The sequence below is a fragment of the Paenibacillus lacisediminis genome (genome assembly GCF_046567315.2).
Genome location: NZ_JBKIAX020000003.1, coordinates 205,462 through 218,144, shown reverse-complemented (window position 1 = coordinate 218,144; position 12,683 = coordinate 205,462). Strand labels below are relative to the sequence as shown.

The window sequence follows — 12,683 nt, the reverse complement described above, 5'->3', positions numbered from 1 at the left end:
TTGCATGGGCTTTTGAATTGAAATTGTAGACTCAAGGAGAGATCTCCAAAATCTCCTTGAGTATTTTTTCTCTTGTTTCCGGACTGGACTGATCCAGCATTTGTTTTAATTGTACGGCATGCCAGGACACATAAGATGGGTCTATCTTGGAATTACCGTCAAAAAAATGTTCGGGGTATTGTGTCAGCTCCAGGTCTCTTTCATTCACCGCGCCGAAATACTCAAAGGCGTACTGGAATTCGTTTTTCGTGATCAGCTCATCAACCACTTGTTCAATACGTGCTCGGCTGACATTGTCTACAATAATGACGTGATTGGAACACCAATAAGCCCCGTTCAAGCAGTGTCCGTTCTCTGAATAATCCTGCCTGATCGATTCAATACATTTTATCGTATAGAAATCAGCAATCCATAGTGTAGCATCGGGAAAGGTAACGACAACATCGACATGGTTGTCTTCTATGTCCTCTACCCATTCCTCCGCACCAATACGAATATGTCTTTTGGCTTCAAACATCTCGGTTAAGCTCCTTAATTACAAAGGGATTTAAGTTTTTTGATTGCGGAATGAACGGTAAGCCTGTGGAAAGTAACTAATTGCCCGCGATAAGTAACCCCAAAAATGCCATACGGCGTCGGGGATAACGCCATCAATTCTTCTCTGTTTTTCATATCAATGACTTTGGCTTCAATCCCGAGCTTTCGGGCCCCTTCCAGCATATTTTCGGTAGCAACGTCCACAAACGGGCATTGGTTGGTGCGGAAAATGGTTAGTTCATCGGAAGCTTTCAATCTTTCCTCCCAATTGTTTGGAAAAAAAGGAAGTGGACCATCCTTGAGCGGATGTACCAACAGTTCAAATCCGTAGGGCGCTTCTTGAATGACATTAAATCCGTTTTTCAAGAAGATGTCTTTGCTCGGAGTCCAGGAAGTGTCCGAATTGGTGATTACCGCAACACCGCATTTATTTTGTTGTCTTGCATCTTCAATGCATTTATGGATCAGCCTAGTTCCATAGCCTTTTCCGGAAATGTTGACCCATAAGCAATGGATGATCAAATAATCGTTGGCGTGAACGACTCTGGATGAATATTCCGCAGCCGTATACTCTATAAATCCCGCTTGTTTTCCGTTTTCCATCAGCTTTATGTCTTTTAAGCCCGCTGCCAGTTCGTTCTTTAACCAGTTGTTTTTGTTCTGATATCCGGTTGATAGTGGTTTGCTTCTTAAGCAATATCCTCCTTCTTCTTCAAGGTTTTGCTGATTTAATTCAATCATCTGAATAGCTTGCATCGGATTCGGGACCTTCCTTCCACGGATAAATTACAGAATACTTTCTAAATCGCTTAATGTTTCTATGACAAAGTCCGGTTCAACCTCATGTTTCCAAGTGCGTTTATGCCGGTTCAACCAGCATGCTTTTATGCCTTCTCGCTTTGCCCCTACAACATCGGAAACCGAATCTCCGATATGGATAACTTTGTCCGGGTTCGTATGATAAATTTGCAGCAGTTCTTTAAACATCGTATTGTGTTCGTCATTTTTATAAGACCGATACCGTTCGGAAGTCAAAATCCGCATCCCGTATTCCTTATAAAATTCCGGAATCATCGCCTCGTCTGCATCACTTACAATACATACTTTGTACTTTTGCAAGATTCTTTTTAAAAATCCGACCGTGTCTTCATAAAATTCCGAACGTGTGTGTTCTTCAAATAAAATCTCAAGGGCGGCCGCCGACTCGTATGACAGGTTCATTTGCCGGAATAAACTACCGAAACTGCGTTCATAGACTTCCCTCATAAGAAAAAATAGTTTCGTTTCTTTCATCTGTTGCCAATGTTCAAAAAAATAACTTAATAATAAACGCCCGCACTCGTCTGCAGCTTCATACGTATAGGTATTTACTAATATCGGCTTCCATATCTGCTCGATTCTAGAATCCACATTCACTAAAGTTTGGAACATATCCAAACTGACGACTTCAAGCGGTTTCATTTTTTATCATTCCTTAGAAAAGAAGATTATTGTCCGCGACACTATCATTACATTCCAGCAAAAAACATAAGGGAAAAAAATGTCGTTATTCTAGCGATGTCCGTCCATTTGAGAGCATTAGCGGAAATTTATGTCGCTATTTTCTCGGATCGCATAGAAATGCCCCAGTTCTGGACCATTCATAGGAAAATAAGGACAAAAAATGTCGCTAATGGAGGTAAACATGCCTGGCCTCGAATAATAAGTACATAAAGTTCCGCTATTTTGAAGGCCATTTAGTCTAAACCCAGCCGCTGCATAGTGCATCCCCTCACTTAAGTAGCCTTGTTTTAATAAAAATCCCTACTTCCATGAAAAAGTAGGGATCATCGATCCGATATCTATAAGAACGTAAACGCCGCTTTAAACTCCTCGTAGCTGCCGTAACGATTCACCGCAAGCCATGATTTTTCGGCCATGGCCCGCAGCGGTTCGGCGATGCCGGCGCTTACTTCGGCTTCGGTCTGCGCCGACGGTTTGTCGCTCCAAATGGCAAAAGAGCAGCCGATCAATGCGTCGGGGTATGGCCTCGCGTACTCCTGCCCTTCCGCCTCGCTCACTCTGGGGAACACGCCGGGATGCCAGCTATCGTAGATCTTTTTTCCCGTTGGATACTTGTATCCGGCATTTTCCCCCAGCACATAGTAGAAATACGAATCGTTATAATTCAATACGTCATGGCCTTTGTCCATAAAAGCTTGCACCCTGGCCATATTGCGGTGCCATTTGGTCCAATAGGCGATTTGCATGGTAGACTTGAGCGCGGCGCGTTCCGTCTGATCGGCCCGGTAAAAGCCGTCGTTCCACACCCGCACGACAAAACCCTTCCGCTCCAGATAATCGGCAATGTCGTTAATATAGTCGATATACGTATCGACGCCTGTTCCGCCCTGGATCCCCAACGTCTCCCGGGCATATGCCTCCAACTGGGGGTACGCTCCAAACTTCTCAAAATCGATAAATTCGTCTCCGCCGATATGGAAATAAGGGCTGGCATGAAACAGTTCAGCATATTCATCAATCAAATCCAGCACAAACGCTCTGGCGTGCGGATTCGTAATATCCAGCGCTCCCTTGGCCGGAACTCCATTCGTATCTTTCAACAGCCAGTCCGGATGATTCCGCAGCGCGTATCCCAGGTGGCCCGGCGAATCCAGGGAAGGGATCAGCGTAATGTGATAACGCCTCGCCACCCGGGTGATCTCCTGCACTTGCTCCTTCGTTAAATATTCCGGCGACATGACCTCCGAATGCCGGTCGCTCTGCAGCCTAAAACCTTCGTTTTCCGAAAAATGCAGCTGCAGCGCGTTTAGCTTCAGCCAGGACATTTCCTTAATTCTTGCCACGATCCATTCGGCCGTAAAAAACTTTCTCCCCATATCCACATGCAGCGCCCGTTCTTGCACCGCCGGGTAATCGACGGCCTTGCCGCAAGGCAGATAGCCCTTCCGCAGCAACTGCTGCAGCACGGTTCGCCCGCCGTACATGACCGCTCGCTCGCCAGGCGCTGTGATTTTAACAAAACTGCCAATATCGATCGTGTAGCCTTCCGGGCTGCTTGTTTCAGGCGGTTCGGCAAGCTCGATGACCAGATCGCCGGGGGCGGCATCGCCGATGGCTCCATATCGAACCGGCAGCTTGTTTTCGGTCGGCAGCCGTTTAGCCATAAATTCCGACTGAAGCAGCGACACCGTGTCGTCAAGCCGCGGATTGCCGTTGGATTTTGCATTGGAAATGATTACAATTTTGGAGGAAGGGGCCGGCTTCCACCGTTCTTCGGACGCTGTTGTAAACTGCTGCACGCTCGGAAAAAGACTTCCCATTCCATGCTGAGTTTCCATTAGCTCACCTCACATTGGTTTTATTCCGAAATGGCACTTGAACCTCTCTCCATATTAACACAGCTGCTGCCCCCGGGCCTGCCGATTTCCTCAAAAAATCACAGGGACCAGCTTGTTTTTTTTAACTCTTCCGTACTGAACAGAATGTCGTAAGCCTCAACCGCTGCTTCTTTAACAAACTCCCTGACAACACGCTGCACTTCCGCTTCCTCGGAGGCGTGAATCATCGCATATAAATTGTACGGCCAATCCGGATAGGAACGGCGCTGATAGCAATGGCTGACCTCTTTGAACCCAGCTAACCTTTGACCGGCTTCGCGGATTGTTTCCTGTGGCAGAACCGCAACAAACAGGCCATTGGCGGAAAAACCGGCCACCCTGTGCCGCAAAACGGCGGCTACCCGCTTCAGAACCCCCGTGGCCTGCAGCCTTTCCAGCCGGATCAATACTTCGTCTCGGCCGCAGCCAGCCCGGTCCGCCACCTCGGCAAAAGGATCGGGTAAAAGCGGCATATCGCCCTGCAGCTCGCGAATGATCCGCAGATCGAGTTCATCGGTCTCGCAAGCCCGCCGCGGCGAAAGGCTCACGCGCTCCAGGCTGCCGGGCAGCGGAGGGCTGCTCTTTTCGGCGTTCCCTTCCATATTCAAAAACACGTTCAGCTTGAACACCTGCTCGGACGGAAATTCGTACAGCCGCGCATAACCCGCCGCTTCACGAATCGGCCCAAGAATCGTCTCGCGCTCTTCCTCTGACCGTGCCGATAACGTAAACCACATATTCAGCCGATGCCGCCTGCGGTAATTATGGGTAACCCCTTTAAAGCCGTTGACGACGGCAGCAGCCTGGTAGAAGCGGCTCTCCTCCACCTCCATGGCATAGAGCCTTCCCGCGTAACCCAGACCCGCCGGGTTAAAAACGCCGCCAATCCGCCTGACAACCCCCTGCTCCTTGAGCCCCTTTAGCCGTTCCAGCACTTCTCCCGGCTTCAGCCCCAGCTCTTCGCCAACCGCTTGCCAAGGCTCAGCCGTCAGAGGAATGCGGGCCTGCAGCCGGTTCAGGAGAGACCGATCCTGCGCATCCAGCTTCATTTAAGCTTCCCTCCCGCCCGCTGCTCTTGCAGCCGGTCTTTTATGACACCATGGCTCCTCCGCCAAATAATTGCCGCCGCTGTAAAAATACGATCTGGCCCGGCAGCCCCCGCAAATCCCCACATTCCGGCACGACCCGCAGGATCCTTCGTATTTCTCGAAATTCCTTAAGTCCTGAAACGCCGGGCTGGTTTCCCAAATCTCGTGAAACGGCCGCTCGCGCACATCGCCGACCTTGACCGGGAGGTAGGGGCAAATATGCACCTCACCGTTAGGCAGGATAGAGCAATAGGCGACACCGGCCAGGCAGCCGCGCGTGTAGCGCAGGTTGAGGCCCATGCTTTTGGCCAAAGGCATAAACTGCGGAGCGCAGGTCGGCTTGATTTCGACCGAGGTCGACTTGCGCTTGGTTAAGACGTTTTTTAAGGCGGTGAAATATTGTTCGCGCTTTAACGCATTTTCTTCAATGTAAATGCCGCGGCCGGTCGGGACGAGAAAAAACGGATGCAGTGAGGAAACGTCCAGTTCCTCCGCCAATGCGGCCACCCGCTCGAAGTCGTCCATATTTTCGGAGGTCAGCGTCATATTGATCTGAACCTTAAGTCCGGCTTCACGCGCGTAACGTATCCCCAGCACCGCCCGCTCCCACCCGTCGGACGCATTTCGAAAGCGGTTGTGGTAGGCGGGAGAGGCGCTGTCAATGCTGATGGCGATGCCTGCCAGACCGGCTTCTTTCAGCTCAGCGGCTTTGGCGCTGTCGAGCAGCGTGCCATTGCTGCCCAGTGCGGCGCGCAGCCCACGCCCCGCCGCGTAAGCGATCAACTCGCAAAGATCGCCGCGGGTCAGCGGTTCGCCGCCGCTGAAAATGAGCATCCGGAACCCCGCCTCCTTGATCTGATCTATCAGCCGGCGCCCTTCCTCCGTCGTCAGTTCGCCCTCCGTCGGCGACTCCGGTCCGGAATCGCGATAGCAGTGTTCGCAATAAAGATTGCATCTTCTGGTCACATTCCAGGATACGAGCATGGCGTTATCTCCTTTTTATACAATCGCATTATACGATCCCGATTTCATGGTCGCTTAAATAACAGGAAGGATCGGCCGCCCAGAAATCACCGGTGGCCGACGCTCTTGCCCGGAAGTTGCCGTTGCACAAATCCAGCCAAGCACACGCTGTGCACCGCCCTTTCAGCAGCGGTTTCCGGTCTCGCAATCCGGCCATGACAGGGTGGGCCGCTTCCCGCCAAACTTCGCTGAACTGCTGTGTTCGAAGGTTGCCAATCTCCAGGTCCCGGGTGAATTGGTCCGGATAAATACGCCCATGCCAATCGACGCAGCCGATGGCCACCCCGGAACGGTTGCCGCCGTTTCGCCGCAGCAGCCCGAGCAGAATGGAGGCCCGCTCCGGGTCATGCTCCCTCATCCATTGATACAAATAAACCCCGTCCGCATGGTTGTCCACGGTGAGCAGCTCCGTCTTTTTCCCTTTCCGGTGCAAATCCAAAGTTTTGGCGATGATCTTATCAAGCGCCCGCCGCGATTGTTCGCGGGTAACATCCTCCATCTGCAGTGTGCTTCCTCTACCGGAATATACGAGATGATAGAAGCAGGCGCGCGGGATGTTCTCCTGGTCGATCAAATCGAGCACCCCATCCAAATCGGGATATGTATGCTTGCTGATCGTAAACCGTACGCCCACCTTTTGCCCGACGGACAGGCAGTTGCGCAAACCGGCCAGCGACTGGGCAAAAGCTCCCTTCCGGCCACGGAACAAATCATGGCGCTCCTCCAAGCCATCGAGGCTGATACCCACATACTTGACCCCGGACTCCTTCAGCAGCCTCGCTTTCTCGGGAGTAATCAGCGTTCCGTTGGTGGATACGACCGGACGCAGCCCTTTGCCGGCCGCATAAGAGATCAGCTCCAAAATATCTTTGCGGACCAGGGGTTCTCCCCCGGAAAAAAGCAGCACAGGCACCTGAAACGAAGCCAAGTCGTCGATAAACGCTTTGGCTTCGGCTGTGGAAAGCTCATCCGGTTCCTTGGCCGCCCGGGCATCCGCGTAGCAATGCTTGCAGCTTAAATTGCAGGAGCGCGTCGCGTTCCAGACCACAACCGGCCCTTTGCCGGCCGAAACGCCATGCGGTTTGTCTCCCGGCGTGATGTCATAGCGGAGATGATCCCCCTCGCCCTGCATGCCGGTGAGCAGTTTTGTCACATTGATCATTTCATTCCTCTCTTTCTCTGCGATAGTAAATTTATCCATTCGAAATTATTATAAACAAAGTATGTGAAAATTCACACAATATAATTCATGGACCGGCCGAGGCAAAAGCCTAGCGATCCCGGCCCACGATGAAATGTAGTAAATGTTTTAAGAAAACGGTGCCCCGCGGCAGCTCCTTCAAGGCTTCCTCGGCCAGACAGAAATGTTCCCACATTTGCTTTCTGGCGTCTTCCTGGCCAAGGATCGTCACAAACGTGGAGTTCTCGTTCTCCTGATCCTTGCCGGGCGGTTTGCCCAAACGCTGCAAGTCGCCTTCCCAATCCAGCAAGTCATCCTTGATTTGAAAAGCGATCCCCGCGTGATAGGAGTAGGTTTTCAGAACGTCCATCTCCGCTTCGCCCGCCCCGGCCAGAATGGCCGGGGCCACCAGCGATACCTCAAAAGCGATGCCGGTTTTGTAAAAACAAACCCGGTTCAGTTCCTCCAAAGTCAGCGCCTTGCCTCTGGAGCTAAGGTCCATCGCCTGCCCCATGCAAATTTCGCCGGCCTTTTGCGACATGTACCTTAGCAAAGCAAGCACGGCTCCGCTCGCGAAGCCTTCGAGGGAAGAAACCTCCTCGATCGCTTTCTGGATCAGGAATATCCCCGTCAATTCCGCGATCGCGCTGTTATGAACCCGGTGCAGGGTGGGCCTCCCTCGGCGCGTAGACGAGTTGTCCTGGGACGGCAGGTCGTCGAAAATCAAGGAAGCGGTATGCATATATTCGAGCGCTCTGAACAGCGGCGTAAGCTGCGCATCCGGCAGCCCGTACTCATTGACGCCCATCACCCAGGCGAGGATCGGCCGCAGCCGTTTGCCGCTGCCTTCCAGGCTGTAGTTGGCCGTTTCGATCAACAGTTCCTGCATCGGCCCAGCCGCGGCTTCCGGTTTGGAGATCGGCAACCGTTTATTAATGGCCAGGCGGGCCGTATGGACGATTTCGGCAAATTGCTCCTGTTCGCTTCGATGGCGGTTCATGACGGCGAGCAACTGATCCCGCAGCAGTTTATCCAAGAAATCCACGTCTTCCGCTTTGTGCGCCATACGCTCTATGAGTTGGTTCAATTCCGCACTGCCCGTGGAGAAGACGCCCATCACTTCGTTATATTTCTTGGCACCGGCGCGTTTCCGATATCGCTTAAGCCCGTTGATTGCCCGGTCAAGCAGGATTTCGCGTACCGCCGCATCCGAGCGGTAGACATGATGAATCAAATGGAAGATGACTGCCCAATACAATTCGAAGGGATTGATCAAATCCGGGCGTTGATGGCGGTATTTATAAAAATAGGTGTAAGGCGTTACTGCGCCGCGCTCCAAATCTTCGGACAAGTCGGCGAAATCGTCGGCCAACTGGTTGTACAAGCCGTAATAAAACACCCGCCGGTCAAAACCCTCGTCCTGAGGAGCGCCGATCACGGAACGGACAATCAACCGCGACGAAGAGGATTTAAGAATAATAGGCAAATAAAGTTCCTCGTTGGTATAGTCCGCATGCGCGAGCTCCTTCACCCTGTCCACATGCTGGGCATGAAAGAAAACATAGGATTGGTCGAAAAACGTCCGCTGGGCTTCCGCGGGTTGACGGTTTTTAATGTACTCGTAAGCTTCGCGAAGCTCCGTGTACACATACCGCATCAATTCGCGCTGCCCGCCGCTCCACTCCCCCGGTTCAGGTACGGTTCCGCTGATCAGCGCGGCGCGGATCATTCGGGAATAGTGCTCCTTTTCGTCCGCGTTCAGCGCCGCGGAATCAAGCAGGTCGTCGATAAAAGGATAAGTCAGTCCATAATAATAACCCGACTTGATCGCCGCTTCCAGGGTTTGCGCCCGCTTTGCGGCCGGAGCTTCTTCGCTGATTTCGTCCAAGGCGTGCAATACGACGCCAAGGATAATTTTGATCAGCTTCCGCTGGGCTTCCTCCGCATTCATTTCCTTAGGAAGATGGATGGACACGCTTTTGAGTTTATCGATAAGCCAGATGGCGGTATCCTCCACGTCTTCCTGTTGGGCCCAGCGGTAAAATGACCTGAGGCTAATCAGTTCGGGCAGGTTACCCTCGGCGGATTCGGCAGGACGTAGGAGGTGTTTTTTCAAGTCCGCCAGGAAATGCTCCACCCGCTTTAGCGTACGGGGTTCATTCAAATCTTTGCCCAGATCGCGCAAATAGATATAGGACACGCTGCGTTCCAAATAAGCGTCCAGTTTGCCCGACCGGTTCAACCACCTCAAATGGGTTTGGACATCGGAGGGATCGGGCCTTTTTCGTGTCTTGGCAAAAATAACCGACAGCGGGGCGCGATGGATGTGCCTCCTTTTCCACTGCCCGAAATCTCCAATTAAACCGGGGACATAACTCTGTTCAAGGACCTGCGCCTTCAGCGCGGCAAAATATTCGGCCGCCCGCTCCTCGGCCCTTCGGTACGAAGCGTCCGCAACCTCAATAAGTTCAATGTTCATAACGCCTACCTCGTCTTGTCTATTCTTTGATACGTTGTAATTTATGATTACGCAGCAAGCTATCATTTCGTTGCAAATAAAGTCACCCCATTTACAACTAGATAGCGGTAATTTTAGGCGTTATTTTTGATTTTCGATCCCTCGTCCGTGAAATAGCGGAACTATTGGTCTCTATTTTGTTCCAGACTTGAAAAAAACGGTAGTTTCGCCCTCATCCGCCGAAGATAGCGACAAAATATTCCTCTATTTGCGATGACCCCCCTGTCTTGATGTAAATAACGCCCTTTTATACCGCTAATTTCGCGGTGGCCCCACGTAAAAGACGGCGTAAAAAAGCGGCGGCCAACCGGGACCCGCAAAAAACTGCCAGGTCCAAGGTTAACCGCCGCTTTATATGCACGGCAATCAGCGGGTAAGGGCCAAACCGATTTCCGAAACAATCGCGCTGCCCAAATACGTTCCCGTGAAGACGAAAATGGCGACGATGGCGACGCGCCAGGACGTTTTGCGCAGATCCACCAGCCGGTTGGCCACCGAAATGCCCGCGAACGTCAGGATCGGTGTCGTGATCGCCAGGAAATTCACCGCTTGAATCGCATTTACGAACACATCGGAGCTAAGGCAAAAGATGAGCGAAGTGATCGACACCCAGCCGAGCACCGGGAATTCCTGCAAAAATTTGACCGGTACCTTCTTCATGACCGCCGAGATGAGGATGCCGATGAAGGAAAACAACCACAGCACGGCAAGCCCGCCGATCGTATCCCAAGAGATGGAGCCAGATTCCGGATTTCTCCAATATTTGACCTGTTCCGTGAACAGGATCAGCGCCACGCTAAGCAGGAGCACCAAGGCGTATTTAACGTATTTGTTGAATCCGCTCGTCATTTCGCTCTCCCCCTAACCAACAGTTTGTACATAAAACGCTGTAGCGGCACCGCCAAAAACACCATCGTGTACGTGCCGAGGAAACTGGTCAACAGTTGACTGGCGGACGCATACGCGGTGATCGTGTCGGCTCGCTCGGGCGCACCCGCGATCAGCGCGGAGGATGCCCCGGTCATCATGCTCGCGGAGCCGACCCCGGAGGACATGGCCAACGCTTCAACGGAGAAGCCGGCCGCTCTCATCAGCGGCGCAATGATGCTGAAGAACAGCGTGCCAAACAGCGTGCCGATGATATACAGGGACAACACGCCCCGGCCTTCGTCGGAGTCCAGCGTATACTTCTCGGAGATGTACGCCAGTTCGCCTTCCCGTCCGATGCCGAGCGTAGCCCCGATAGCTTCGCGCCGCAGGCCGATCCAAATGGCCACCGGCAAGCCCAGCAGGACGGTCCCCAAGTTGCCGATTTCCTGCAGAATAAATACCCAGCCAACCTGCATAATCTCATGGATTTTCGGAGCGATATCGGCTCCGTATCTAGCCATGAGCGGCAGCATGATAAAGATCAGGTATTTGCCGGCAAAATCCACGTTTTCCTTGCTGTAGATTTTTTTCATAAATCCTTTGCGGAATATAGCCAAGCCCAAAATCATCGTAATCAAGATAGCGAAAACGAGCGGCAGCAAACTAATGCGCACGGAGCCGACCGGAATCGACTGGATTCCGATCCACTCGGACACGGTGATTACGAATAGTACGAAAATAAGCAGATAGATAAAGTTTAACTTCGACTTCATGGGTCTCTCCTCGATAGGTTTTCGTCATTTCCGTTTCATGGCACTTTAAGAGGGCGTCACGATGGAAGCCAGCAGTTTCTCATAATCGGCGAAAGCACGGCGGTACAGCTTGCTGCGGTCGATGCGCCCGTTCATGCGGTCAAACACCCGGGTCAAAAATTCGGGGAATACGGCGTAAATGAATTCCGGGTCGATGTCCTTAAAGTCGTCCCCGTGAATCGTTCCCGTAAAACCGCTGTAACCGATTTGGATGCAGGGGATCATAAAGGACAAATCACCGATGTCGCCGGCCGCGCTGATCGCGTTATTGTTCAGACAATCGCTGATCTCCCCGGTTTCGCGGAACGCTTCCAGCACGAATTCCGATAGATACCGGTCCTGCACGAACGGCAAATACCCCATCTGCGTTTCGATTGCGACCTCGCCCTGCAGCGCCAGCGCGCTGCCTTTGGCGGCATCGTCCATTTTCGCGGCCACATCGGTCATGTATTCGACAGTTTGAGTCCGCAGATCCGTGCCGACCGTAATCTGGTTCGGAATCACGTTGGTGGACATATCCGAGGACATCACGATCGGGTTCATGCGTACTTTTTCCGCGTCCTTCAGCTGCTGGCGGCATAAGCCAAGCGCCACATTGAACAGCGTGGACATGCTGTACGCGTTTTTTCCCGAAAACGGATCAAAGCCGGCGTGGCTTGCCTTGCCCGTAAAGCTGTATTTCTTGTACAAAAATCCGGCCAAATCGCAATTGATTTCAATCGTCCGCCGCGGGTATTCCCCGCCCATAGCGTGAACGCAGATACCGATATCGATGCCGTCAAAGACGCCCAGCTTCATCGCTTCCGGTTTGCCGCCGTAATAAGAGATTTTGCCCTGCTGAAGCAGTTCTTCCCGGTAAGCCAGATCAAGGTATTCTTCGGCAGGCACAAAAACGAACGACAGTGTATAATCATACGCCTCATACGCTTTTGTCGTAATGAAATAGTTGTACAGAGCGAGCGCGATCGCCACTTGCGTATAATGGCCGCAGTTATGCGCCGCCCCGGTCTCCTTGTCCGCCCGCCAGTGAGTTGGCGCGTACACGGCATCCAACTCGGCGATAAACGCGATATGTAACGGCTTGCCCGGTCCGAGCGTCGTTTTTATACCGGTGGTGCTGAAGGTTTCCAGGGCAACGTCCGGGTTCACCTTCCGTAAATAATCCGACACCATTGCGCTTGTTGAGAACTCCTTGTAACCCAGCTCAGGATGGTCGAAAATCGTTTTGCCGATTTTGGAGATCTCCTCATACTGTTGTTTAAAAAACATTTCGTT

At 52.2% G+C, this 12,683-nt stretch carries 11 protein-coding genes; all 11 read right to left on the bottom strand.

What is annotated here, in order from left to right:
- Window positions 1-31: 31 nt before the first annotated feature.
- The 11 genes from ACLD72_RS07175 to ACLD72_RS07125 all read right to left on the bottom strand — a co-directional run bounded on the left by ACLD72_RS07175 (window position 32) and on the right by ACLD72_RS07125 (window position 12,677).
- Window positions 32-517 carry a hypothetical protein gene (locus ACLD72_RS07175; RefSeq protein ID WP_411002200.1) on the bottom strand — a complete coding sequence of 162 codons (486 nt, stop codon included), beginning with the start codon at window positions 515-517 and terminating at the stop codon, window positions 32-34.
- A gap of 14 nt (window positions 518-531) precedes the next feature.
- A complete protein-coding gene (locus ACLD72_RS07170) occupies window positions 532-1,293 on the bottom strand; it encodes a GNAT family N-acetyltransferase (RefSeq protein ID WP_411002201.1) in 762 nt (253 codons plus the stop codon).
- A gap of 30 nt (window positions 1,294-1,323) precedes the next feature.
- Window positions 1,324-1,998 carry an HAD family hydrolase gene (locus ACLD72_RS07165; protein WP_411002202.1) on the bottom strand — a complete coding sequence of 225 codons (675 nt, stop codon included), beginning with the start codon at window positions 1,996-1,998 and terminating at the stop codon, window positions 1,324-1,326.
- Between the two features lie 380 nt (window positions 1,999-2,378).
- Window positions 2,379-3,860 (bottom strand): beta-N-acetylhexosaminidase, encoded by a 1,482-nt coding sequence (locus ACLD72_RS07160; protein ID WP_458475660.1) that lies wholly within the window; start codon window positions 3,858-3,860, stop codon window positions 2,379-2,381.
- A gap of 116 nt (window positions 3,861-3,976) precedes the next feature.
- The gene (gene ahbB, locus ACLD72_RS07155; protein WP_411002204.1) at window positions 3,977-4,966 is read right to left on the bottom strand and encodes a siroheme decarboxylase subunit beta; all 990 of its coding nucleotides are present in this window, start codon (window positions 4,964-4,966) and stop codon (window positions 3,977-3,979) included.
- Window positions 4,967-5,989: a radical SAM protein gene (locus tag ACLD72_RS07150; RefSeq protein ID WP_411002205.1), complete on the bottom strand. Its 1,023-nt coding sequence runs from the start codon at window positions 5,987-5,989 to the stop codon at window positions 4,967-4,969.
- A 28-nt stretch (window positions 5,990-6,017) separates the two neighbouring features.
- Complete coding sequence (locus tag ACLD72_RS07145; protein WP_411002206.1) at window positions 6,018-7,190, bottom strand: radical SAM protein; 1,173 nt, start codon at window positions 7,188-7,190, stop codon at window positions 6,018-6,020.
- A 109-nt stretch (window positions 7,191-7,299) separates the two neighbouring features.
- Window positions 7,300-9,687 (bottom strand): polyprenyl synthetase family protein, encoded by a 2,388-nt coding sequence (locus ACLD72_RS07140; RefSeq protein ID WP_411002249.1) that lies wholly within the window; start codon window positions 9,685-9,687, stop codon window positions 7,300-7,302.
- A gap of 405 nt (window positions 9,688-10,092) precedes the next feature.
- Entirely contained in the window at window positions 10,093-10,575 is a 483-nt protein-coding gene (locus tag ACLD72_RS07135) for a hypothetical protein (RefSeq protein WP_251587666.1), read from the bottom strand.
- Window positions 10,572-11,369 (bottom strand): DUF3100 domain-containing protein, encoded by a 798-nt coding sequence (locus ACLD72_RS07130; RefSeq protein WP_411002207.1) that lies wholly within the window; start codon window positions 11,367-11,369, stop codon window positions 10,572-10,574. Before ACLD72_RS07130 ends, ACLD72_RS07135 begins: the two co-directional genes overlap by 4 nt.
- A 45-nt stretch (window positions 11,370-11,414) precedes the next feature.
- Window positions 11,415-12,677, bottom strand: a complete 1,263-nt coding sequence (locus ACLD72_RS07125; protein ID WP_411002208.1) for a M20/M25/M40 family metallo-hydrolase — start codon at window positions 12,675-12,677, stop codon at window positions 11,415-11,417.
- Window positions 12,678-12,683 lie beyond the last annotated feature (6 nt).

Excerpts from the sequence above, each read along its gene's own strand:
- ACLD72_RS07175 (WP_411002200.1), bottom strand. The coding sequence starts at position 517 with ATGTTTGAAGCCAAAAGACATATTCGTATTGGTGCGGAGGAATGGGTA.
- ACLD72_RS07170 (WP_411002201.1), bottom strand. The coding sequence starts at position 1,293 with ATGCAAGCTATTCAGATGATTGAATTAAATCAGCAAAACCTTGAAGAA.
- ACLD72_RS07165 (WP_411002202.1), bottom strand. The coding sequence starts at position 1,998 with ATGAAACCGCTTGAAGTCGTCAGTTTGGATATGTTCCAAACTTTAGTG.
- ACLD72_RS07160 (WP_458475660.1), bottom strand. The coding sequence starts at position 3,860 with ATGGGAAGTCTTTTTCCGAGCGTGCAGCAGTTTACAACAGCGTCCGAA.
- ahbB (WP_411002204.1), bottom strand. The coding sequence starts at position 4,966 with ATGAAGCTGGATGCGCAGGATCGGTCTCTCCTGAACCGGCTGCAGGCC.
- ACLD72_RS07150 (WP_411002205.1), bottom strand. The coding sequence starts at position 5,989 with ATGCTCGTATCCTGGAATGTGACCAGAAGATGCAATCTTTATTGCGAA.
- ACLD72_RS07145 (WP_411002206.1), bottom strand. The coding sequence starts at position 7,190 with ATGATCAATGTGACAAAACTGCTCACCGGCATGCAGGGCGAGGGGGAT.
- ACLD72_RS07140 (WP_411002249.1), bottom strand. The coding sequence starts at position 9,687 with ATGAACATTGAACTTATTGAGGTTGCGGACGCTTCGTACCGAAGGGCC.
- ACLD72_RS07135 (WP_251587666.1), bottom strand. The coding sequence starts at position 10,575 with ATGACGAGCGGATTCAACAAATACGTTAAATACGCCTTGGTGCTCCTG.
- ACLD72_RS07130 (WP_411002207.1), bottom strand. The coding sequence starts at position 11,369 with ATGAAGTCGAAGTTAAACTTTATCTATCTGCTTATTTTCGTACTATTC.
- ACLD72_RS07125 (WP_411002208.1), bottom strand. The coding sequence starts at position 12,677 with ATGTTTTTTAAACAACAGTATGAGGAGATCTCCAAAATCGGCAAAACG.